Source organism: Blautia liquoris (assembly GCF_015159595.1).
Taxonomy (GTDB): domain Bacteria; phylum Bacillota; class Clostridia; order Lachnospirales; family Lachnospiraceae; genus Novisyntrophococcus; species Novisyntrophococcus liquoris.
The window spans coordinates 1,338,317-1,362,718 of record NZ_CP063304.1; the positions used below are offsets into that span (position 1 = coordinate 1,338,317).

The following is a 24,402-nucleotide window of genomic DNA, read 5'->3' on the forward strand; positions in this document are numbered from 1 at the left end:
GTGATGAGAGGCACACGTGGAATTTTCGGTGAATACATCCTCAAGCTGCGCACTGAAATCCGAATGCTGCTGAAGGAATCAGAAAGTAGGATGCGACGTGTTGATGGACGTTATAATCATCAGAGTATACCGATGAAATGCTCATTGAAGTACTCACAGAGGTGGCTGCCCCGAGGCAGTCATGAATTTAGGTGGTAACACGGAAGGTAAGGCTTTCGTCCTATTTGCGGGGACGAAAGCCTTTGTTTTCGTTCCTGAATATGATGCGGGGTCAAAAGGTTATACATTTCGTGTTCGCATGAAAAAGCATAACTTTGGAATCCGTGCATTATAGGGGTCAAAATACAGTTTGACTCCCCATCTTAATATGTGAAATTACAGGAGGAATGTTTTATGAAAATCTATGAAGAATTACAGGAACGTGGGCTGATTGCACAGGTGACGGACGAGAAGGAAATCAGGGAACTGGTAAACAATGGAAAGGCGACATTTTATATTGGGTTTGACCCGACAGCGGACAGCCTGCATGTAGGTCACTTTATGGCTTTATGTCTGATGAAACGGCTGCAGATGGCCGGTAATAAACCTATTGCTCTTTTGGGAGGCGGCACCGGAATGGTCGGGGACCCTTCTGGGAGAAGTGATATGCGCCAGATGATGACTGTGGAGACAATTCAGCACAACTGTGACCGATTCAAAGAACAGATCAGCCGTTTTATCGATTTCTCGAATGACAAAGCTTTGATTGTCAATAATGCCGAGTGGCTTAATAACTTGAATTATATTGAGTTTTTGAGAGATGTAGGTCCTCATTTTTCCGTGAACCGTATGCTGACTGCTGAGTGTTATAAGCAGAGAATGGAGAAAGGGCTAAGTTTTCTGGAATTCAATTACATGATTATGCAAAGCTATGATTTCTTTGAGCTCTTTACCAGATATGGCTGTAATATGCAGTTTGGTGGTGATGATCAGTGGAGCAATATGCTGGGCGGAACAGAACTGATTCGACGCAAACTCGGAAAAGATGCTTATGCCATGACAATTACTCTGCTTTTGAATTCTGAGGGTAAAAAGATGGGAAAGACTCAGTCAGGAGCTGTGTGGCTTGATCCTGATAAAACTTCTCCTTTCGATTTTTATCAGTACTGGAGGAATGTATCGGATTCGGACGTCTTGAAATGCCTCCGTATGCTGACATTCCTTCCGCTGGAGCAGATCGACGAGATGGACCACTGGGAGGGTTCCAGACTAAACCAGGCTAAAGAAATACTGGCTTATGAACTGACAAATCTTGTTCACGGTGAGGATGAAGCAAAAAAAGCACAGAGCAGTGCGAAGGAAATTTTTGCAGGCAGTGGTTCTTCTGAAAACATGCCAACAGAGGAGATTGCAAATGAAGATTTCGAGAATGATCAGATTGACTTGATCAGCCTTCTTCAAAAAGCAGGCCTTGTGGACACAAGAAGTGAGGGAAGACGTGCTATTTTACAGGGAGGGGTTCAGATTAACGGCGAAAAAATACAGGACGTGAAATATCTTGTTTTAAAAGAGAAATTCGCTCCAGACGGACTCATCCTGCGAAAGGGAAAGAAGAACTATAAAAAAGTTTGCGTCAAATAAAAACTTGTGATAATATAATTGCGTGAGAACGAAGAACATGTTATTTATTTAGGAGGAACGATATTGGAGAAATATGGTGTGAATGAACTCCGAAGAATGTTTCTGGAATTCTTTGAGAGTAAGGGACATCTGGCAATGGAGAGTTTTTCTTTGGTGCCACATAATGATAACAGCCTGTTGTTAATTAACTCGGGTATGGCACCACTGAAACCATACTTTACAGGTGCGGAGATTCCGCCAAAAACCCGTGTTACTACCTGCCAGAAATGTATCCGAACCGGAGATATTGAAAATGTAGGAAAGACCGCACGCCATGGCACCTTTTTTGAAATGCTCGGTAATTTCTCATTCGGAGATTATTTTAAACATGAGGCGATTAGATGGTCCTGGGAATTCTTGACAGAAGTTGTTGGCCTTGATGCGGACAGGTTATACCCTTCTGTATATGAAAAGGATGATGAAGCCTTTGATATATGGCAAAATGAGATTGGAATTTCATCTGAGAGGATCTTCCGTTTTGGAAAGGAAGATAACTTCTGGGAGCATGGAAGTGGCCCCTGCGGTCCCTGTTCTGAGATCTATTATGATCGAGGAGAGGAATATGGCTGTAAAAAACCGGGCTGCACGGTAGGCTGTGACTGTGATCGCTACATGGAGGTCTGGAATAACGTGTTTTCTCAGTTTAACAACGACGGACATGGCCATTATACAGATCTGATCCAGAAGAACATTGATACCGGGATGGGGCTTGAACGCCTTGCAGTTGCAGTTCAGGATGTAGATTCTATTTTCGACATAGATACGATCCGCGCACTGCGCGATAAGGTGTGTGAAATTGCAGGAGTAAGATATGGTGAGAATCATGCGACAGACGTTTCCATACGTCTGATCACAGATCACATACGTTCTGCAACATTCATGATTTCGGATGGAATTATGCCGACGAATGAAGGACGCGGATATGTACTTAGACGACTGATTCGACGTGCATCCAGACATGGCAGACTCTTAAACATTCATGGTCTGTTCCTTGCAAAATTATGCGATACAGTGATAGAAGGAAGCAAAGATGGGTATCCCGAGCTTGAAGAAAAGAAAAATTTTATTTTCAATGTCCTGAATAATGAGGAAAAGCAGTTCCATAAAACTATCGATCAGGGACTCACAATTTTAAATGAAATGGAAGAAAAACTTTCCAGTATGGGACTTAAGATTTTAGACGGTGAAGATGCTTTCAAGCTATATGACACTTATGGATTTCCGCTCGATCTGACCCGTGAGATCCTTGGAGAGAAAGGCTATGACATCGACGAAGAGGGTTTTAAAAAATCGATGGAGGAACAGCGTAACAGAGCGAGAAGTGCTCGTGCGGCAACGAACTATATGGGGAAAGAATCTACTGTATACGATTTGATTCCAGCATCTTTGTCTACTAAATTTGTAGGATACGATCATCTTGCATGTGAATCGAAAGTGACGGCTCTGACGACCGATGCCAGTGACAAAAATGCGGAACTTACAGATTCCCTGATGGAAGGGCAGAAAGGCACAATCGTTGTGGAAGAGACTCCGTTTTATGCTACCATGGGCGGGCAGGTCGGAGACTGTGGTACCATCAGCACAGAAAACGGCGTATTTCAAGTCGATGAGACGATTCATCTTGGCGGGGAAAAGTACGGTCATGTAGGCGTGATGAAAAGTGGTATGATCTTGGGGGGCGATGTAGTAACCCTTGCAGTAGATGGACCCGCAAGAAGGGCGACTGCCAGAAATCACAGTGCAACACACCTGCTTCAGAAAGCACTCAAGAATGTTCTGGGAAGTCATGTTGAACAAAAGGGATCACTCGTTACGCCAACCAGACTTAGGTTTGACTTTGCTCATTTTGCTCCTATGACGGAAGATGAGATTAGCCAGGTGGAGAACCTGGTGAATGAAGAAATTCAGGCACAGCTTATGGTTAAAACAGAAGTCATGAATATCGAAGAGGCGAAAAAAACTGGTGCAATGGCATTATTCGGTGAAAAATATGGTGATAAAGTCCGCATTGTTTCGATGGGTGATTTCTCGAAAGAATTCTGCGGGGGAACTCATGTCCACAATACTGGAGATATTATGCTCTTTAAGATTCTGTCTGAATCAGGGATCGCAGCCGGGGTCCGCAGGATTGAGGCTTTGACAGGTGAAGAGGTAATAGCATATTATAAAAAACAAGAGCTCATTCTTTCGAATGTAGCTGAAAAGTTAAAATGCAGTCCGCAGGAAACGGTGGAAAAGGTTACTCATCTTCAGGCGGAAAACAGAGAGCTTCATAGTGATAATGAATCCTTGAAGAGTAAAGCTGCAAGGAATGCACTTGGAGACGTCATGGAAAAGGTTCAGGAAATAAACGGTGTAAAACTACTTGCAGCGTCTGTGCCTGATCAGGATATGAACGCTCTTCGCGACCTTGGTGATCAGTTGAAATCTAAAATTGGGGAGGGCGTTGTGGTCCTGGCATCCTCCAAGAACAAGAAAGTAAGTCTGCTTGCCATGGCAACTGATACCGCTATGAAAAAGGGCGCTCATGCAGGAAAGCTTGTGAAGGAACTTGCCGCACTTGTCGGCGGAGGCGGAGGTGGCCGTCCGAATATGGCACAGGCTGGTGGTAAAAATGCCGATCAGATACCTGCTGCGATATCAAAAGCATCACAGGTACTGGAAGGACAGATTCAATAAGAATTTTCCTGAAAAGTGTTGACGTTTTTTGAATATCTGGTATAATTAACCTAGTGCAAAAAAATACCCAGACAGTTGTATTTAAGCACAATCTACAACTGGAGGGAGGTTAGGTGTGAGTCTATGTCAAATGTAATCGTTAAAGAAAACGAGACGTTGGATAGTGCTTTACGCAGATTTAAACGCAGCTGCGCAAAAGCAGGTATTCAGCAGGAAATTCGCAAGAGGGAGCATTACGAAAAACCAAGTGTTCGTCGTAAGAAGAAATCTGAAGCTGCTAGAAAGCGTAAATATAATTAATGTGCTGATTGAGAGGCTGCCGCAATTTTTTGTGGCGGTCTTTTATCGTCAGGGGCGGTTTTACGAAGCTAAACAGTAGGAGATTAGGGTGATGAAAAAGATCTTTAAAATCATGTCAAACAGAGTTTTCGTGGTCGCCGTTGCACTGGTTTTGCAGTTGTTCTGGTTTGTCGGTCTCGGAGTTTTTCTGACAGATCGCTACATCTATTTTAATATTGTTATTACGGCTATTGCCATTGTAACTTCTCTTTGGCTTGTGAATCAGAGAATTAATCCCTCTTATAAACTGACCTGGGCAATTGTAATTCTTGGTATGCCGATTCTTGGAATTGTTCTCTATTTTATTATGGGAAAATCAAGAATTGCAAAGAAGTTTTGCGTGAAATACGAAGACGTACTGGCAGAACAGGGGGAAATACTAAGGGAAGATGAAGAATATAGAACAGCTCTTGCTAAGATAGATCGTCTGGTCAGCGGACAATCTGTATATCTTCGGGATTACGCGGATTCTCCTGTCTATCAGAATACGAAAACCGAATATTTTCCGGTCGGAGAAGACTGGTTTGCAAAATACTTAGAAGAACTTGATAAGGCCGAACACTATATTTTTATGGAATATTTTATTCTTGGGGAGGGATATATGTGGAACGCAGTCCTCGAGATTCTGACAAGAAAGGCCGCTGAAGGAGTGGACGTTCGTCTGATCTATGATGATTTTGGTTGTATCATATCCATGCCTCCAAGATTCTACAAGAGTCTTCAGGCAAAGGGAATTAAGTGTGCTTCCTTCAATCCGGTGCGTCCGTTATTAAATATTGTGTTAAACAACAGAGATCACAGAAAAATCACGGTCATTGATGGGCATACAGCATTTACGGGAGGTGTCAATCTTTCCGATGAATATATCAATCAGAAAGTACGCTTTGGACATTGGAAAGACTCAGGCATCTATCTGCATGGTGAGGCCGTGTGGAACTTTACGGTTATGTTCCTGCGAATGTGGTCTGTGATCACGGGAATGAGAGAGAACTTTGAGAATTTTAAACCGAAGAAACACCATCTTGAAACGTTTGAGACGGATGGTTTTGTCCAGCCTTATGGAGATAACCCAATGGATAATGAAACTGTTGGGGAAAATGTATATCTGAATATTATCTCCAGAGCAAAAGACTATGTCTATATATTTACTCCTTATCTCGTTGTGGATCACGAGACTATGCAGGCACTATGCACCTGTGCAAAGCGCGGTGTAGATGTCAGGATAGTCACACCGGGAATCCCGGACAAAAAAATTGTATTTCTGACAACGCAGTCCTATTATGAGGAACTCATTGAATCCGGGGTCAGAATTTACCAATATACTCCTGGCTTTATACATTCGAAAAGCTTTGTCAGCGATGATGATATTTCAGTTGTCGGAACGATTAACCTTGATTATCGCAGCTTGTATCTTCATTTTGAATGTGGTGTCTGGATGTATCAAACTGAGTCCATAGCGGATGTAAAAGATGATTTCCTTAAAACTCTCGACTACTCGGAAGAGATGACACTTGATTTCTGCAGAAACAGAAACCTGATCATAAGGGGATTTCAGAGTATACTTCGCCTGATTGCTCCCATGTTATAAAACATTATAAGTCAGTCCCCAACTTTTATCATCATCCTACCTGTCCTCACATAAGATGAGATAGAACGAATAAAAATGGAGATGACATGAAGAAGTTCCTGATTGTGTTACTTACACTGGTAATGATAACGCCATCACTTTGTATTACGGCGAGGGCAGATCTAGAACTGGCGTCGCCCAGTACAATTTTGATGGAAAGCAGTACGGGAAAGATTCTATATGAACAAAATGCAGACGAGCAGAGGAGTCCGGCAAGTATCACAAAGATCATGACATTGATTCTGATCTTTGACGAGCTTTCTAAGGAAAACATTCATCTTACAGATGAGGTGACAACCAGTGCTTATGCAAAAAGCATGGGAGGTTCACAGGTCTTTCTGGAGGAAGGTGAGCAGCAGAGTGTGGAAACCATGATAAAATGTATTGTGATTGCATCTGGAAATGATGCCTCGGTTGCCATGGCTGAGCACATTGCAGGAAGCGAAGCAGAATTTGTCTCTCGGATGAATGCACGTGCCAAGGGATTAGGAATGGAAAATACAAACTTTGAGGATTGCTGTGGACTTACTGAATCAACGAATCACTATACAACGGCACATGATGTCGCATTGATGTCTAAAGAATTGATCACCCATTATCCACAGGTCCTTGATTATTCTTCCATTTGGATGGAGGACATTACACATGTGACGAAACAGGAGACGAAACCCTTTACTCTTTCAAACACAAATAAACTCGTGCATAGTTATGACGGTTGCGTGGGATTAAAAACAGGCAGCACAAGCATCGCTAAGTATTGTGTGTCTGCTGTCGCCGAAAGGGACAAAATTCGTCTAATTGCTGTTGTCATGGGAGCACCAGATTATAAGGTGAGATTCTCAGATGCAGCTTCAATGCTGAATTATGGTTTTGGTATCTGTAAACTATATGTGGATGAGAATAAGAAAAACCCGGGGAAGATTGATGTAAAAGGCGGAACCAAAAAACAAGTGGGCTGTACTTATGAGGGAGAATTCCGCTATCTTGATACGGAGGGAAAACCTCTGGATCAGATAAAGAAAGTGGTTAAATTACATAAAAATGTAAAGGCTCCGCTGAGGAAGGGCGATATAGCGGGCAAAGCGGTATATACGCTGGAAGGCAGTGAAATCGGCCACGTAAATCTTGTATATGACAAAAACGTGCCAAGGGCCGGATATTCACACTGCCTGAAAGAAGTATGGAGTTGTTTTTTAATGGCTGCTTAACTGATATTTCGTGCAGCTTTTTACACTGAGACAGCAGGTACAATATGAAAAATTTTAAGACCAAAACTTATCAGATAAAAAAAAGTTGGCAAAACGAACCTCAGGCAGAAAGCCTGCGGTTCGTTTTCGTGAGTGATCTCCATAATCATGAATTTGGTTTTGAAAATCAGATTCTTTTAAAGGAAATTGAAAAGATCAATCCGGACGCTGTGCTGATCGGAGGAGATACAATAGTGGGAAAACCAAGATTCCCAATTGATGTGGCATGTGACTTTATCACTGCAGTTGCAGAAAAATTTCCGGTATATTATGCCAATGGCAATCATGAATATCGTCTTCGCCTCTATCCCGAACAATATGGAGACATGTATCAGCAATTTGTTGATGTAATTCATCGTGCTGGAGTCTGCCATCTTGTCAATCAAAGTGCTTATACGAAATTTAGGGGAACTCCCGTTGCAATTCACGGATTTGAAGCGGATCGAAAGTATTACCAACGTTTCAGAAATGTAAAAATGCCCGTGTCCGAACTAAACGATATCTTTGGACAGCCTGACCCGCATTACTATCATATTCTGCTGGCACATAATCCTGATTATATTGATACTTATCTGAAGTGGGGGGCTGATCTTACGTTGTCGGGGCACTGTCATGGCGGTATGATACGGATTGGCGAACATTATGGACTGGTCAGTCCAAATATGACACTGTTTTATCCTTATGCACATGGCCTGTTTTCTGGTGAGAAAAAAAACAATATGATTGTAAGTGCCGGTCTTGGAGAACATACGATTCCGGTTCGGATTTTTAATCCGAGAGAGCTCGTAGTCATATCTATAGACTTGTGTCCTGATAAGTCATGACAGCATGAAAGGTTAATGACTTGATCATCTGATTAAAAAGTTAAAATTTGATTAGGATTTGTTTTAGAAAGGAACATAGGCATTATGGGAATTCCTGTTAAACTTCCGGTTTTCGAGGGACCGCTGGATCTGCTTTTACATTTAATAGAGAAAAATAAAATAGATATTTATGATATACCAATTGTTGAGATTACGGATCAGTATCTTGAGTATATTCGGCAGATGAATCATGAAGATTTGAATGTAGTAAGTGAATTCATGGTGATGGCGGCAACTCTGATTGATATAAAATGCCGGATGCTGCTTCCCAAAGAGGTAAATGAGGAAGGCGAAGAGGAAGACCCAAGGGAAGAACTTGTTCATCAGCTCTTGGAGTACAAGACGTATAAATACATGTCATATCAGCTGCGGGAACAGATGGAGGAAGCCTCAAAAAATGTATATAAAAAACCAACAATTCCGGCTGAAGTGAAAAAGTATCAGGTCTCTATAGATCCACATGAGCTGTTAAAAGGTGTGTCCATCAACAAACTTCACATGATTTTCCAGTCGGTCTTAAAACGGCAGGAAGACAAAATTGATCCAATCCGAAGTAAATTTGGGCAGATTGAACCGGAAGAAGTATCACTGCCGGATAAAATGACTTTTGTTGAAAAATATGCGGTAAAAAAACGAAGCTTCAGCTTTAAAGATCTGCTGGAAAGTCAATGTTCTAAATTCCAGGTAATTGTCACCTTTCTGGCAATGTTGGAGTTGATAAAAACCGGCAGAATCAGAATATCTCAAAAAGAAATTTTTGGAGATATCCTGATTGAATCGCTGGAAGATGAGAATACCATGGTAGAAGCGTATGCACAAGATCGTGAGGTGGAATATCAATGAAAGATAGAAAACATCTGGAAGCGGCCGTTGAGGCAATCTTATTCTCAATGGGGAATTCTGTTTCTGTGGAGATGGTTGCAAAAGCAATAGATTGTACTGTGAAGGAAACGCATGAATTGATCTGCCAAATGATGAAGAAATACGAGACAGAAGACAGGGGAATTATGATTGTAGAACTCGAGAACGCCTTTCAAATGTGTACAAAAAGAGAATACTACGACTATCTGATCAATGTTGCGATTCAGCCAAAGGAGCCAGAACTTAGTGATGTGCTGATGGAAACGCTGTCAATTATTGCATATAAACAGCCCGTGACAAAGGCAGAGATTGAAAAAATCCGAGGAGTCAAATCAGATCACGCGGTGAACAAATTGGTGGAATATAAATTGGTTCAGGAGCTCGGACGTTTAGATGCCCCCGGACGGCCGATTTTATTTGGAACTACAGAAGAATTTTTGAGGAGTTTTGGGGTGGATTCTACGGATAACCTTCCGGAAATCAATCCTGTGAAGCTGGAAGATTTTAAGGCAGAGGCTGAAGAGGAAGTTAAAGTAGAAATTTAAGTTTTCCCGGTGAAGTGATAAGATTTGCAAGGTTTTCATGAACAAAAGACATGAAACCTTTTCGAATTTGTGTTATAGTAAAGACAGACAATAAAGCCATTGGCTTTAAACTTAAAGTACATGAATCATTAAGGAGGATTTGACTTATGAAAATCGCACTTATTAACGAGAACAGTCAGGCAGCAAAGAATAAAGAAATCTGTGCAGCATTGAAAAAGGTTGTAGAGCCTATGGGACATGAGGTATACAATTATGGAATGTATACTGCCGATGATGCTGCACAGCTTACTTATGTACAGGAGGGAATTCTTGCAGCTGTACTTTTGAATTCTAAGGCAGTTGATTATGTGATTACAGGGTGCGGAACCGGCGAGGGTGCCATGCTTGCTTTAAACTCTTTTCCAGGTGTTATCTGTGGTCATGTAGAGGATCCGCTGGATGCTTATACCTTTGCACAGATCAATAATGGAAATGCAATTGCGATTCCATTTGCAAAAGGATATGGATGGGGCGGAGACCTGAACCTGGAATATATCTTTGAAAAACTGTTTGTCGAAGAAGGCGGCCAGGGATATCCGAGAGAACGTGCTGTTCCGGAGAGACGTAACAAAACTATTCTGGATGGAGTAAGAGGAGTTTCTTTCCGAAAATTACCGGAAATCTTAAAAGAGTTAGATCAGGATCTTGTCAAGGGAGCACTGGCCGGCGAAAAATTCCAGGAATTATTCAATGCAAACTGCCAAGATGATGAGATCAAATCATTGGTAAAAGAAATTTTAGGATGAAAAAAAACGAGATTTTTATGATCCATGGAACGGATTATAAAGACATGACAAAGCAAATTCTGAACCAGTCGGATCTTGTGTCACAGATTGGAGACAAAGAACGAAAGATCGGAATCAAACCAAATTTGGTATCTCCGTCAGAGGCTTCTTACGGAGCCACTACGCACCCGGAGATTGTTGCTGGCATTATAGAGTATCTTCAGGGAAATGGATATCACCATATCACTGTAATGGAAGGGTCCTGGGTTGGGGATAAGACAAAGGATGCCTTCTCGGTCTGCGGATATGATCGTTTGTGTGAGAAGTATCAGGTGCCTTTTGTGGATACCCAGAAGGAAAAGTCTTATATCTGTGACTGCATGGGAATGCAGCTTTCGATTTGTGACTGTGTAAAAAATGTGGATTATCTGATTAATGTTCCGGTCTTAAAGGGACATTGTCAGACGCGTATTACCTGTGCACTGAAAAATATGAAAGGGTTAATACCGAACAAAGAAAAACGACGTTTTCACTCTATGGGTCTGCATAAGCCGATTGCTCATCTGAACTGTGGTATCCATCAGGATTTTGTTGTGGTTGACAATATCTGTGGAGATCTGGACTTTGAAGACGGTGGAAATCCGGTAACGATGAATCGTATCTGGGCAGCGATAGATCCAGTCTTATGTGACTCTTATGTATGTCATTTGATGAATTATGAAAAAGAAGATGTCCCATACATTGGGATTGCGGAAAAACTAAAGGTTGGATGTGGAGATTGGAGACAGGCCAGGATAGTCAGATATAACGACGAACCCCAAAATATTGAGATTCCAAAGGAAAGAAAGATTGTTGAGCTTGAGGATGCGGTGGAGGAAGTTGACTCTTGTTCTGCCTGCTATGGGTATCTGATACCTGCACTTGACAAACTGAAACAGGAAGGACTTCTGGATAATCTTAGAACAAAGATCAGCATTGGTCAGGGCTATCGTGGAAAAAAAGGAAAACTTGGCATCGGACACTGTACAAAAAGATTCGATCACCATCTGGAAGGCTGTCCGCCCACGGAGAATCAGATCTATGATTTTTTGAAAGATTATATCCTGAATCACCAGTAATAATTGGCGAGGCTCTCATGCAGAAAAGCGTGAGGGCCTTTTAAAGGCAGAGAAGATTTTTCAGAGAAAGCGATTTTTAGTTGACGAAATCTTCGGGTACTTTTATAATAAATAGAGCAGAAAGGAAGTAGGAAATGGAACAGTTGACGGAACAGGATGTCAAAAAAATCCAGGATGAAATTGACTATCGCAGACTTGTCTATCGCAAGCAGGCTCTGGAAGCTGTAAAAGAGGCAAGAGCTCAGGGAGATCTGAGTGAAAACTTTGAATACCATGCGGCAAAAAAAGACAAAAATCAAAATGAGAGCAGAATCCGATATCTGGAAAGACTCCTGAAAAACTCTAAAATTGTAAAAGACCGGTCGAAGCTGGATGAGGTAGGACTTGACAATAAAGTGACTGTATATCTCCCGGAAGATGACGAGGAGGAGATCTATAAACTGGTGACATCTATCCGTGGAAATTCACTGAAAGGATATATCAGCACTGAATCTCCATTGGGTAAGGCATTGATGGGGCAAAAAACGGGAGACTGCGTGACGGTAAGGGTGAGTGATTCCTATAGTTATGACGTTGTCATAAAGAACATTGATAAATCAACGGATGAAAAAGATGATACCATACGAAAGTTTTAATGCCTGCACAATGATAAAAGAACAAAGAGTAAAGTATTTTGAGGTATCATGATACAAAAGACAGGAGGGATATGTATGTATTTAAATACGTTTTTGGGATTGCTTATTCCATTTGCGGGAACGACTTTAGGTGCCGCAATGGTATTTTTGATGAAGAAAAATCTTAGTGAGAAGACAGAAAAGGTTTTGCTGGGCTTTGCGTCGGGGGTCATGATAGCGGCATCTGTATGGTCACTTTTAATACCATCTATTGATATGGCTGCTGAGAAATATCGATTTACATGGGTTCCTGCTGCAGTTGGCTTTATGGTAGGAATCTTTTTCCTGCTGCTGCTTGATAATATTATTCCGCATTTGCATCTGAATACAGATAAGCCAGAGGGCGTCATCTCAAAAAGTGAAAAATTGAAGAAGACGACCATGCTTGTCCTGGCAGTGACTTTACACAACATTCCGGAGGGAATGGCTGTAGGTGTAGTTTTTGCAGGCGTGCTTACCAGTAATACACTGATTACAACGGCTGGAGCATTCTCGCTTTCTATTGGAATTGCCATTCAGAATTTTCCGGAGGGGGCGATTATCTCCATGCCTCTTAGAAGTGAGGGAATGTCGAAATCGAAATCCTTCCTATACGGAACCTTATCGGGAATTGTCGAACCTATTGCTGCAGTGCTGACGATACTTTTGACTAGCGTGATTGAGTCAGCACTCCCATATCTGCTTTCTTTTGCGGCCGGAGCAATGATCTATGTAGTGATAGAGGAACTGATTCCGGAAGCCCAGACAGGCGAACACAGCAATATAGGAACGATAGGTGCGGCTTTTGGATTTGTAATCATGATGATTCTGGATGTCGCTTTAGGTTAAATACTAGTTAAAATTAGATCATATATATAGAAAGTTGGAACAAATGAAACATAGAGATGGTAATTTCAGGAAGTTATTATCGTATTATAAGGACTATAAGGGCCTTTTTATATCAGATATGATATTTGCAACGATTGGGTCTGCGGTCACACTGGCAATCCCTCTTCTGGTTCGATATATTACAGGAAATGTGGTAAACAATCCTCTAAATGAAGCAACTTCCATGATCCTCAAACTGGGTCTTGTCATGGTGATTATGGTTTTGATCGAGATGGGATGTAATTATTATATTACCTATTATGGACATATGATGGGAGCCCAGATGGAGCGGGATATGAGAAACGAGATCTATTCTCACTATCAGAAATTGTCGTTTACTTTCTATGATAACCAGAAAGTAGGACATCTGCTCTCAAGAATTACGACAGACCTCAATGACATCAGTGAACTTTTACATCATGGGCCAGAGGATATCGTGATATCCATTATCAAACTGGTTGGGGCATTCATCATATTACTTGTAATAAATGCTCCCCTTGCTCTGATATCCATGGTAATTGTGGTTTTTATGCTTGTCTATGCTATTTACATGAATCAAAAGATGAAGGAGGCATTTAAGGAAAACAGAAGGAGAATCGCCGACATCAATAGCCAGATTGAAGACAGTCTCTCAGGAATCCGTGTTGTAAAGTCATTTGGAAATGAAAACGTCGAGATGAACAAATTTAAGAATGGAAACGAGCGTTTTATGGATTCTAAGGGCCGAACATACAAGTATATGGCGGTCTATAATTCGGGAATGGGTGCATGTACGACACTGATTACAGTAGCCGCTCTCGTGATGGGCGCAATTTTTATGACAAAAGATACACTTACCGCTGCAGACCTTGTGACTTTCCTTCTCTACATCAGTAATTTCACAGAACCAGTAAAAAAACTGGTTAATTTTACGGAGATGTTTCAGAATGGCTATTCTGGTTTTGAGAGATTTCAGGAGATAATAAACATTGCACCTGATATCAAAGATAAGCCGGATGCAATTCATCTGGGAAAACCTGCAAAGGGTGAAGTGAAATTTGAAGATGTGTCATTTCATTATGAAGATTCCAATGAAAGAGTATTCTCGCATGTGAATCTGAAAGTGGATCCGGGAGAGTATGTTGCTCTAGTTGGAAGCTCCGGAGCCGGTAAGACGACATTGTGCAGTCTGATTCCCAGATTTTATGATGTGACTTCAGGTGCTGTGTATCTGGATGGAACGGATATTCGTTCCATATGTCTGAAAGATCTAAGAGAGCAGATTGGAATTGTTCAGCAGGATGTTTATTTGTTTGCGGGTACCATAATGGATAATATTCGCTATGGAAACCCAGATGCTACAGATGAAGATGTGATTCGTGCAGCGAGGGCGGCGAATGCTCATGACTTTATTATGGAAATGCCTGATGGCTATGACACTGATATCGGACAGCGTGGAGTCAAAATATCCGGCGGCCAAAAGCAAAGACTTTCCATCGCCAGGGTATTCCTAAAAAATCCACCGATTCTGATCTTTGATGAGGCTACTTCAGCACTTGACAATAAAAGTGAACATATCGTTCAGCAGTCGTTAGAGGAGCTTGCGAAGGACAGAACAACCTTTGTTATTGCACACAGGCTTTCCACTATAAGAAATGCAGGGAGAATTCTCGTTTTGAATGAGAACGGAATTGTTGAAGAAGGAACGCACCATGAATTATTAGAGTTGCACGGAGAATATGCCAAACTATATCAGATACAATTTTAAAAATAAGAAAGAGACACTTTTCACGGTTTGAAACTGTAAAGGGGTCTCTTCTTATTTTTTGAAAAAAAGAAATAGAATCTTCTCATTATTGTAAAACTTTCTAGATATATTTGTGGTATAATGTACCATATTTCGCAGAGAATTGACATAAGATAATATAAGAAAGCAAGGGTGTGGGTATGACAAAGAAAAAAAAGATTATGATCACGATTGTGAGTGTGATCCTGGGAATTATGGTGGCAGCATACATCGTGACCGCAGTGTTTTTTCATAATCATTTCTACTCTGGTACAAATATTAACGGTATTAACTGTACCAATATGAAAGTGAACGAAGTCAAAAAGGAACTTGCCAATCAGGTGCAAAATTATTCACTGAACATACAAAAAATTGATGGTTCTGCCGAGACATTTACAGCCGGACAGCTGCAGCTTTCCTTTGCTGATAATGGAGAGATAGATAAGATCATGGAAAATCAAAATTCCTGGAAGTGGATTGTTAAAGCTTTTCAGAAAAAGACGTATACTCTGAAAATTCCGATCAATCTCTCGGATGAAATATTATCTTCCACTGTAGATGGACTTGATTTCATGCAGGAAGAGAATATTACACTGCCTCAGGATGCGGCCGTCGGTGATACTGACACGGGATACACAGTGACTGCGGAAGTGATCGGAAATCAGCCTGACAGAGATAAACTTTTATCTGCACTGAAAGATACAATTCTCTCAGGTAAATCGGAACTAAATCTTGATAAGGCTGGATGCTATGTGAAACCGGCAGTCTATCAAAATGATGAGAATTTGATTAATCGTGTGAACCATCTGAATCAGTTGGTATCTGCTAATGTTACAATGAATTTTGGAAGTGGACGAGTAGAAACTGTTGGACCGCAGCTTTTGAAAACATGGGTTGCTCAGGATGAATCTGGAAATGACCTGATTGACCCAAATCAAATATCTGCCTATGTAGGACAGCTGGCATCTAAGTACAATACTGTAAAAGCCAGCCGTTCCTTTACGACAAGTAATGGCTCTACAGTACAGCTCAAAGGTGGAGATTACGGATGGAAGTTAGACCAAGAAAAAACGGCCCAGAATCTCACAGATGCGATAAACTCTGGCACACAAGGTGAAGTAGAAGTGGTTTATGCCAATACTGCAAGAAGCAGAGAGAGCAATGATATAGGAAATACATACATAGAATTATCAATTGATCAGCAAACTTTGTGGTGTTATGTAGATGGAAAACTTTTGGTGTCCACTCCAGTGGTGACAGGAAATATATCAAAAGGAAATGATACACCCAGAGGGGGCGTCTGGAAGATTAAAGGGAAAAGGACGGATTATATTATGACAGGGAAGATCAATCCTGCTACAGGTCAGCCATCCTATCGTACCCATTGTGATTACTGGATCCCTTATAGCGAGGATTTTACAATTGGAATTCATGATCTTGCAAGCCGGGCAGAATATGGCGGGGATATTTATAAGACAAATGGTTCCCATGGATGTGTCAATACTCCCTTGTCTGCAGTGAGCCAGATCTTTAATGTAGTATCAGCAGGATTTCCTGTAATTGTGTATTGATAAACAAGAAGATATTTCGTTGATAAATGTTTGCTTTAAAATATGACTCAAGAAATCCGAGTGTAATAACAGTCATTAGTGTCTGTTTATCTCACCCGGATTTTAAAATACTACGATTATTTTATTTGTCTCCGGCCTCTATGCTCTTTACCTGATCATCTGTCAGGTCATAATCATAAAAGTCTTTATAGAACTCTTTTATCTTATCATTAAGATTGAGATCCGAGAACGTATCAGGATACATGATCTTGGCTAAGAAGAGTGGCATCAGAGCACCTTCTGCGGAGCGTACAGACCATGGGTAAGTTCCGGATGGTTCTGTATACACCTTATCATTTTGTACAGCAGAAACAGATGCAAGTGTGGGATCTTTTTTGATTTGGTCTCTTGCACCTTGCCCCATAGTAAAGATAACATCAGGATTCCATTTGAGGATCTGTTCCGTGCTGACGACCATAGCTGTTCCCTGATCTGCTCCGGTATAGTCGGAGGATGAAACAATTCCGCCTGCGCACTCAACATAGAAAGAAGAGATATCTGCGTTGTTTACTGTTGTGTAATTATCACCACTATAGCGAAGATTTAACACCTTAACTTTTTCATCATCTTTCAGATCCCTTGTCATATCCTGGACATAGTTAATTGTGTTGTCAAAAAAATTGTTAAATGCTTTTGCCTTCTCAGGTGAGTCGTCTCCAAGAATTTCGGCGATTAAAGTAATGCTTTTTTTTAACTCATCCGCATTGGAAAAGCTGTCAACAGTGACAACTGCTATACCCGCATCCTTCAGCTGCTGAGCTTGCTGATCATCGATGTTGGGACCATAGACCACCTGTGCTCCGGAATCAATAATGGATTCCACATTGGAGGCATCATTGTTATTGGGATTGGCATTCGGCCATATTGTGTGATACATGTCAGACAGTTTTGAGATACTTGCAACAAGTTTATCGGTTCCTCCTACCATGTTTGTAATCTGTGCAAATGCACCAATCGTTGTGGCAACTTTATCTATCTTTTCGGGTATCTGAACTTCATTGCCCTTGGTGTCTGTGATTGTTCTTACTCCATCTTTTGTGTCTGAATTTGTTGAACTTTTGGCTGATGAAGATTTTCCTGACGATGTATCAGTACTTGAGGGTTTACTTGTACTTTCTGATTGCTTTTTGGCAGAGGAGGAAGATGAGCTTCCTGCATTATTTCCACATCCTGTCACCAGGAATGTGGCACTTACAAATACTGCTAACATTTGATAAATTTTTTTTCTTTGCATAATATCTCCTTTTTTTTCGATAGGTTAGATCACAGGAGTACAGTGTATCATCTTGCGATTATGCCATCGGTCTTCAATTACTGCCACCGGAAGGCCATATGCCTTTTCCAGATTTTTTTCCGTTAAAATCTCTTTTACCGGACCTGAAAGGGCATGACCTCCTGGGGTGAATAATACTGCCTTTCCTCCACACAAAAAGGCATGTTCAGGTACATGAGTTGTCATGGCAATTCCAATGCCTTGATTTGATAATGTTTTGAGTTCTTTTAGCACTTTTGCCTGATTTCCAAAGTCCAGGCTGGCTGTCGGTTCATCGAGCATGATAAAAGCCGGTTCCTGCATCAAGGCACGAGCAATCATAACCATCTGTCTTTCACCACCGGACAATTCAGTAAATATTTTATCAGCAAAACGCTCGATGCTTAATTGCTCCATCACTTCATGTGCCTTTATGTAGTCTGACTTCGAAGGATTGGAAAAGGCGTTCAGTCTGGCTGTGCTTCCCATCAAAACGACATCAAGAGCCTGAAAGGCAAAAGGCGTACTGTGTGTCTGTGGAACGTATCCAATCAGGCTTGCGAATTTTTTACGCGAAATCTTTTTGAGATCTGTCCCATCAATCAGTACCTGCCCATCAAGCAGCGGCAGCAGCCCCATGATGGATTTAAACAGTGTTGTCTTGCCGACACCATTTGGTCCGAGAAAACATAAAATATCCCCCTGATTGATGGTGGTGCTGAAATTGTTTACAACCGAATGTTTTCCATAACCGCAGGCGATGCATTTAATCTCAATTTCCATTAAGACCACCCCTTCTTTCCCTTAAACAGTAGGTAGATAAACAGTGGAGCACCAATGATAGATGTAATAACTCCAATTGGGATTTCTCCGGATGACAGGGTTCTGGCCACAGTGTCCACAATCAGCATAAAACTGGAACCTGCCAGCATGGAACAAGGTAGGAGTGTCATGTAGTTTGGTCCGACCAGAGAACGACAGATATGGGGAATTACAAGACCGACCCATCCGATAGATCCGCTCATGGCAACCGAAGATGCTGTAAGGAGTGTAGAGCTTAATATAACAAGAACTTTGGTTCTTGTAGTATTTATGCCCAGCGTCTTGGCGTCCTCTTCCCCGAAGGAGAGTACATTAATATTCCAGCGCAGCATAAGAAGTATCGTGGCACCGATGACAAAGCATAGTGCCATATTTTTTACATTTTTCCAACCACCTGTTTTTGCAAAACTGCCCATCAGCCAATAAGTGATTTCCGGAAGCTTTGTATCTGTATCCGCAACATATTTGATGAGAGAAGTGACTCCGTTACACAAAGATGATACAACGGTTCCTGCAAGAACCATGATTAGAAGGCTTCCCCCTTGGTCCTTTGCTACGGCATAACTAATTCCTATAACAAAGAATACCGCAATCAGACCAAAGGCGAAAGAAAGCATCTGAACCTTAACTCCACTCATGTCAAAGAGAATGGCGATACAGGCACCGATGCTCGCACCGGATGAAACTCCCAGGATATCTGGGGAGACCATTGGGTTTTTAAACAACCCCTGATAGGATACTCCTGACATTGCAAGGGCACTTCCAACGAGAATCGACATGATAATTCGCGGAAGACGGATGGAGAAAAGTACTGCGACTTGCCTGTCCCCAGTTTTAAGCCCCTCCTTAAAAAACCTTTTTATGGTCTCAAAAATTTCTTTTCCGGTCATACCGAAGCGCCCCACTCGAAGTGAGATAAAGATAGAAAAAAGCAGTAAAATGGCTAGAGCGATGAAAACTAAAGTTGTGACTGGTTTCTTTTGCTTGTTATTCATCATATATCGACCTTATCTAACACTTGAAAACAAACGATCCGCCAAGATAGGGCTTCCCGCAAGATAACTCTGATCAGAATGGAGGATTGTATAACCATTGCAGTACTGATTAACTTCGGCATTACTATCCTTCATGGAAAAAGGTTTTCCATAAATCTGTCCATCTTTTTTATATAGAAACAATCTTTGATATAAATCAAAAGGCCCGGCTCCGGATACAGTTTCTGTAAGTATCACTTCCTGGTAACTGTGAGGAGCATCACTTCCCATTGCGTGATAATAAAGATCTTTAATCCCCCAGGAAAGTACAGCGAGTGCAGCTGCAGGTGGTCCAGGAAGGTTAATAACAGGTTTATCTTGTATCAGGCTGAATACAGCCGGCCTTCCTGGGACGCAACGCACACCATGTGTAAAAAAACTCGACTCTTTCTCTAGAAGATGAACGGTGAAATCTTCATTACCCTTGGATGAACCACCATTTACAATTAAAATATCTGCTGAATCCAATGCAGTAAAAATTGCATTTCTAAGACTGTCATGATTGTCATAACAGATGGGGAGACAGGTTACATCTGCTCCCCATTTAGACATAATCATCTTGATCAGACTTCCGTTTGTTTCTATATTTTTTCCACGTGTCAGAGGAGTTCCAGGTTTGATCAGTTCGCTTCCTGTGGGAAGAAAGACAACTCGTGGACGTGCTTTTACCTCCACAGTGGTGTATCCTCCGGCAAGGAGACTTGTCAGTGAAAGCGGGGTCAGAATATCGCCTTCCTTTACTAGTTCATCGTTCTTTGACATAAAACTTCCGGATGTACGCACACCCTCACCGGGAACAGGTTCTTTTGAAAGATCCAACTTAACTCCACTTTCCGGAAGAAAAGTGACGGCTTCTATTCTTATCACCGTGTCAAATTCATCAGGAAAATCATCTCCGGTATCAGCACGGCAGAAGTCCTGATCTTTAATCCAGACGGAAGTGTCTGGCATTCCATCTGAAAAAGAGGCTGATTTTACTGCTATTCCGTCAAAGGCAGAACTTCTGACAAGAGGAATTTGGTTACCAGATTGATACGATTTGGCACAGATACGTCCCTCAGCCTCGTCGATTGGAATGGTTTCTGTGCCAAGTTGTGGACGCCAGTGTTCGTAGAAATGATGAAGAAGTTTATTACGTGTTGGTAATTTATCCATAGTAAACAGATATCCTTTCTCATTCGAATTTTTTAAAAAGCTACTTTGAATTGAAAAAGCGTTATGTATTTAAAAGTACAACCCTTATTATACAGATTTTTTTTGAAGAATCAAGCTCAATGGAAGATTTTTTTATTTGTTTGACGCCATTGGTTTTAAGTGTTATAATTTTCAAAGTTATAATTGAATATGAAAAAGTTTAGGTTATTTAGTATTAATAGGGAATCAAGTGCAAATCTTGAACAGCCGCCGCTACTGTGAGATGGGGACGGATATTTGGATACCACTGGACATAGATGAAAGGACTGGTCCGGGAAGGTGAATATTCGGCTGAACCAAAGTCAGGAGACCTGCCTTAACTTATAAAACAGATTTCGGTGGAGATTTTTGTGAAGTTTCTGATACATATAGAGATATTGTATAGATATTATATAGATCAGATATTTAATCTGCCTTCAAAGGCAGATTTTTCTATTTTTATGCCTGCTTTTATTATTCATTTATAAGCTATATCTGACAACCAAATTTATTATGGAGGCTTCAAATGAAGAAAAAAGTATCAGCAGTATTGATTATGTGTCTGACTCTTGCACTGGCGCTTAGTGCATGTGGTAAGACTACATCGACAACATCTAAAAGCAAAAGCACATCAGCACCCACTGAAATTTCGGCAAGTTCAAAACCAGACGCTTCTCAGGCAACATCAGAAAACGTTACCACTTATCCACTTACAATTGAAAATTATGATGGTGATGGAAACAAGGCAGAACAGATATTTGAAAAAGCTCCCGAGAGGATTGTATCCAATCAGCCGCAGGCGGTTCAGTTATTGCTCGCATTAGGCCTTGATGATAAAATCGTTGGAGCCAGCAAGAGCGTCGGCGATGTAGGAGAAACTTACCGCGACAAATTCAATGCTTTGAATATTATTAGTGACACAGATAGTCCTTCCAAGGAGGTTGTTATTGCTCAGAAGCCAGATATTATCATTGGATGGGGTTCTACATTCAATGAAAAGGCACTTGGAAACATCAGCGAGTGGAATGATAAGGGAATTAATACATATATCATGGACAATACTGCATCTGATGAAAACAATCGTACAGTTGAAAGAATTTATACAGATATAGAAAAACTGGGAAAGATTTTCGATGTGCAGGAAAGGGCTTCTGAGATGATTGATGATATGAAACAGAAGCAGGAATCCATCGAAAAGAAAACATCCACACTTTCAGATGATGAAAAAGTTAAGGTGCTGACCGTTCAAATTGTAAAGGAGAATGAGTTCTTTGGACGTGCAAAAAAAGATCTTACAACTGATCTTATCACAAAAGCCGGTGGAATCTCGCTGGATGAGACATTTGGCTCTCAAAGTGTCGAAAATCTGATCAATCTAAATCCGGATGTTATCCTGATCATTAATAGGACAGACTCTACAGCTGACGATAAAATCAAGGCTTTGAAAGAGAATCCCTCTCTGGAAAAGGTGAATGCAATAAAAGATGATCGCTTTGTATCGGTAGATTATGTAGATTTCTATGGTGGAAACTATGAGACAACGGATACTGTCACAGACATGGCGAAAGCATTCTACCCGGACCTTTTTAAATAGTCCGGAGGAGAAACTTATGGATGACATGAGGAAATAACTGAGGTGTGATTTTGAAAAAGAAGAAAAACTTCCCATTAAGTATCGTTTTGATTGTCATGTCTGTTCTATTGATTCTTTCATTGATTTCAGCTATTACATTTGGGCCGGTGCCAATTAAGACTATGGATGTGGCAAAAGTGATTTGTTATAAAATTTTTGGGATTCAGACAGCGCAAGCCAGTGAACTTTTAAATGGTCCGACGATGGAGATTATCTGGAATATCAGGCTTCCCAGAGTGCTTATGGCAGTCGTAGTGGGAGCAGGACTTTCACTGTCTGGTGTTGTCATGCAGGCCGTTGTGAGAAATCCACTTGCGAATCCATACGTTCTTGGAATATCTTCTGGTGCGTCACTTGGTGCAACAGCAGGGATTCTTCTGGGGATGTTTTCCTGGTTTGGGGCACTTGGGATTTCTGTTGGAGCGTTTGCAGGAGCCCTTTTGACTTCAATGTTTGTCTTTGCTATTGCGTTTTCGGGAAAAGGACGCGGAAATACGATTAAACTTCTTTTGGCTGGCATGGCGGTCAATGCAATCTGTTCCGCTTTTACAAACTTTATCATTTATATTGCAAAAGACGCGGAGGGAATTCGATCAGTTTCTTTTTGGACCATGGGGGGACTTACCAGTTCCTCCTGGAACCTGCTGCCAATACTATTCGTTGTGACAACTGTGATGATAGTGTTCTTTCTGACACAGTTTCGTGTGTTAAATGTACTTCTGGTAGGAGAAGAGTCTGCCATGACACTGGGGATTAATGTTGCAAAAGTCAGAAAATTTTATCTTGTCCTTACCTCTTGTGTAACCGCAGTAGTAGTCGCCGCATCAGGAACGATTGGTTTTGTCGGTTTGATTGTTCCCCATATTGTGAGAATGATCGTGGGTTCTGATCATAAAAGAGTGCTGCCGATTTCGTTACTGGGTGGTTCAATCTTTTTAATCTGGTGTGATGTTCTTGCAAGAATGATTATGTACAATAGTGAGATACCGATAGGCATCATTACATCCATGATTGGCGGTCCATTTTTCATTTATCTGATGCTCACGAAAAGTTACGGATTCGGAGGTGAATGAAATGAATATTAAAACGAAGAATCTCTCCGTTGATATCGGCAGGAAGAATATTATACATGATGTGAGTATAGACGTAGAAAAACATGAGTTTGTTGGGATTGTTGGCCCTAATGGGAGCGGCAAATCCACACTTTTAAAATCTGTTTATCGAGTGTTAAGACCGTCAGCGGGAATGATTGAAATTGATGGAAAATTGCAAAATGAAATATCACTTAAAGAGTCGGCGAAAAAGCTTGGGGTATTGACACAGAGTAGTGATCTAAGTTTCGACTTTACAGTGGAAGAGGTTGTCATGATGGGGCGTACCCCTCACAAGAAATTAATGGAGCCGGATAGCGATGAGGATTATGAGATTGCCCGTGATTCTCTTAAAAAAGTTGGAATGGAAGATCTGACTGACAGAGAATTCAATACTCTCTCCGGAGGAGAACGGCAAAGAGTGCTGATTGCCAGAGCTTTGACGGGTCAGCCAAAAGCATTGATTTTGGATGAGCCGACAAATCATCTGGATATTCATTATCAGATCAGCCTATTGGAGATTGTAAGTTCCCTCGGAATTGAGGTGTTTTCTGCTATGCATGACTTAAATCTGGCAGCCACCTATTGTACAAAAATTTATATGATGAAAAAGGGACAGATTGTAAGCTGTGGAACACCAAAGGAAGTTTTTGTACCCGAAATGCTCAGGGATGTATTCGGTGTCAACGCAGAAATCAGTGAGAATCGCGAAAACGGGCGTATCAATATTATCTACACGGGAATTTAAGCAAAACTTTAGTGCTGCTACAAAAGGCGGC

Annotated in this window: 21 protein-coding genes, 1 riboswitch and 1 other annotated feature (1 of these 23 running past the window's edge); of the genes, 17 read left to right on the top strand and 4 right to left on the bottom strand. The window is 41.2% G+C overall.

Annotated elements, in window-relative coordinates:
- Positions 1–226, top strand: a binding site (T-box leader) (it extends 57 nt beyond the left edge of the window).
- Between the two features lie 167 nt (positions 227–393).
- The 14 genes from tyrS (at position 394) to INP51_RS06110 (ending at position 16,579) form a co-directional block, all read left to right on the top strand.
- Positions 394–1,620 carry a tyrosine--tRNA ligase gene (gene tyrS, locus INP51_RS06045; protein WP_193736824.1) on the top strand — a complete coding sequence of 409 codons (1,227 nt, stop codon included), beginning with the start codon at positions 394–396 and terminating at the stop codon, positions 1,618–1,620.
- Between the two features lie 63 nt (positions 1,621–1,683).
- Positions 1,684–4,338: an alanine--tRNA ligase gene (alaS, locus tag INP51_RS06050; RefSeq protein ID WP_193736825.1), complete on the top strand. Its 2,655-nt coding sequence runs from the start codon at positions 1,684–1,686 to the stop codon at positions 4,336–4,338.
- A 123-nt stretch (positions 4,339–4,461) separates the two neighbouring features.
- Positions 4,462–4,638 (top strand): 30S ribosomal protein S21, encoded by a 177-nt coding sequence (gene rpsU / locus INP51_RS06055; protein WP_004222305.1) that lies wholly within the window; start codon positions 4,462–4,464, stop codon positions 4,636–4,638.
- 91 nt (positions 4,639–4,729) lie between these two features.
- Positions 4,730–6,265, top strand: coding sequence for a cardiolipin synthase (gene cls, locus INP51_RS06060; RefSeq protein ID WP_193736826.1), 1,536 nt, complete (start codon positions 4,730–4,732; stop codon positions 6,263–6,265).
- Between the two features lie 86 nt (positions 6,266–6,351).
- On the top strand, positions 6,352–7,512 hold the full coding sequence (locus INP51_RS06065) for a D-alanyl-D-alanine carboxypeptidase family protein (protein WP_193736827.1): 1,161 nt from the start codon (positions 6,352–6,354) through the stop codon (positions 7,510–7,512).
- A 44-nt stretch (positions 7,513–7,556) separates the two neighbouring features.
- Positions 7,557–8,375 (top strand): metallophosphoesterase, encoded by an 819-nt coding sequence (locus tag INP51_RS06070; RefSeq protein ID WP_193736828.1) that lies wholly within the window; start codon positions 7,557–7,559, stop codon positions 8,373–8,375.
- Positions 8,376–8,459: 84 nt separating this feature from the next.
- Positions 8,460–9,257 (top strand): segregation and condensation protein A, encoded by a 798-nt coding sequence (locus INP51_RS06075; protein ID WP_193736829.1) that lies wholly within the window; start codon positions 8,460–8,462, stop codon positions 9,255–9,257.
- Positions 9,254–9,820 (top strand): SMC-Scp complex subunit ScpB, encoded by a 567-nt coding sequence (gene scpB, locus INP51_RS06080; RefSeq protein WP_193736830.1) that lies wholly within the window; start codon positions 9,254–9,256, stop codon positions 9,818–9,820. Before INP51_RS06075 ends, scpB begins: the two co-directional genes overlap by 4 nt.
- A gap of 146 nt (positions 9,821–9,966) precedes the next feature.
- Positions 9,967–10,605, top strand: a complete 639-nt coding sequence (locus tag INP51_RS06085) for an RpiB/LacA/LacB family sugar-phosphate isomerase (protein WP_193736831.1) — start codon at positions 9,967–9,969, stop codon at positions 10,603–10,605.
- Positions 10,602–11,702 carry a DUF362 domain-containing protein gene (locus INP51_RS06090; RefSeq protein ID WP_193736832.1) on the top strand — a complete coding sequence of 367 codons (1,101 nt, stop codon included), beginning with the start codon at positions 10,602–10,604 and terminating at the stop codon, positions 11,700–11,702. The genes INP51_RS06085 and INP51_RS06090 overlap by 4 nt, the downstream gene beginning before the upstream one ends.
- Before the next feature lie 134 nt (positions 11,703–11,836).
- Positions 11,837–12,337 carry a GreA/GreB family elongation factor gene (locus INP51_RS06095; RefSeq protein WP_193736833.1) on the top strand — a complete coding sequence of 167 codons (501 nt, stop codon included), beginning with the start codon at positions 11,837–11,839 and terminating at the stop codon, positions 12,335–12,337.
- 75 nt (positions 12,338–12,412) lie between these two features.
- Complete coding sequence (locus INP51_RS06100; RefSeq protein ID WP_193736834.1) at positions 12,413–13,204, top strand: ZIP family metal transporter; 792 nt, start codon at positions 12,413–12,415, stop codon at positions 13,202–13,204.
- A gap of 43 nt (positions 13,205–13,247) precedes the next feature.
- Positions 13,248–14,990 (top strand): ABC transporter ATP-binding protein, encoded by a 1,743-nt coding sequence (locus tag INP51_RS06105; RefSeq protein WP_193736835.1) that lies wholly within the window; start codon positions 13,248–13,250, stop codon positions 14,988–14,990.
- Positions 14,991–15,169: 179 nt separating this feature from the next.
- On the top strand, positions 15,170–16,579 hold the full coding sequence (locus INP51_RS06110; protein ID WP_193736836.1) for a L,D-transpeptidase family protein: 1,410 nt from the start codon (positions 15,170–15,172) through the stop codon (positions 16,577–16,579).
- Positions 16,580–16,700: 121 nt separating this feature from the next.
- Here INP51_RS06110 and INP51_RS06115 read toward each other — a convergent pair whose 3' ends face one another.
- From INP51_RS06115 to INP51_RS06130, 4 genes are read right to left on the bottom strand one after another with little or no spacing between them, the layout of a single operon-like run.
- Positions 16,701–17,852, bottom strand: a complete 1,152-nt coding sequence (locus INP51_RS06115; RefSeq protein WP_193736837.1) for an ABC transporter substrate-binding protein — start codon at positions 17,850–17,852, stop codon at positions 16,701–16,703.
- A 24-nt stretch (positions 17,853–17,876) separates the two neighbouring features.
- Complete coding sequence (locus INP51_RS06120; RefSeq protein WP_193736838.1) at positions 17,877–18,653, bottom strand: ABC transporter ATP-binding protein; 777 nt, start codon at positions 18,651–18,653, stop codon at positions 17,877–17,879.
- Positions 18,653–19,690: a FecCD family ABC transporter permease gene (locus INP51_RS06125; RefSeq protein ID WP_207736901.1), complete on the bottom strand. Its 1,038-nt coding sequence runs from the start codon at positions 19,688–19,690 to the stop codon at positions 18,653–18,655. Before INP51_RS06125 ends, INP51_RS06120 begins: the two co-directional genes overlap by 1 nt.
- A 9-nt stretch (positions 19,691–19,699) precedes the next feature.
- A complete protein-coding gene (locus INP51_RS06130) occupies positions 19,700–20,881 on the bottom strand; it encodes a molybdopterin molybdotransferase MoeA (RefSeq protein WP_193736839.1) in 1,182 nt (393 codons plus the stop codon).
- 184 nt (positions 20,882–21,065) lie between these two features.
- Positions 21,066–21,253, top strand: a riboswitch (cobalamin riboswitch).
- Positions 21,254–21,425: 172 nt separating this feature from the next.
- On the opposite strand from INP51_RS06130, the gene INP51_RS06135 reads away from it, so the two are divergent.
- The 3 genes from INP51_RS06135 to INP51_RS06145 are packed head-to-tail and all read left to right on the top strand — an operon-like array spanning position 21,426 to position 24,371.
- On the top strand, positions 21,426–22,493 hold the full coding sequence (locus INP51_RS06135; protein WP_193736840.1) for an ABC transporter substrate-binding protein: 1,068 nt from the start codon (positions 21,426–21,428) through the stop codon (positions 22,491–22,493).
- Between the two features lie 50 nt (positions 22,494–22,543).
- Positions 22,544–23,605: a FecCD family ABC transporter permease gene (locus INP51_RS06140; protein ID WP_230406889.1), complete on the top strand. Its 1,062-nt coding sequence runs from the start codon at positions 22,544–22,546 to the stop codon at positions 23,603–23,605.
- 1 nt (position 23,606) lies between these two features.
- Positions 23,607–24,371 (top strand): ABC transporter ATP-binding protein, encoded by a 765-nt coding sequence (locus INP51_RS06145; RefSeq protein WP_193736841.1) that lies wholly within the window; start codon positions 23,607–23,609, stop codon positions 24,369–24,371.
- Positions 24,372–24,402 lie beyond the last annotated feature (31 nt).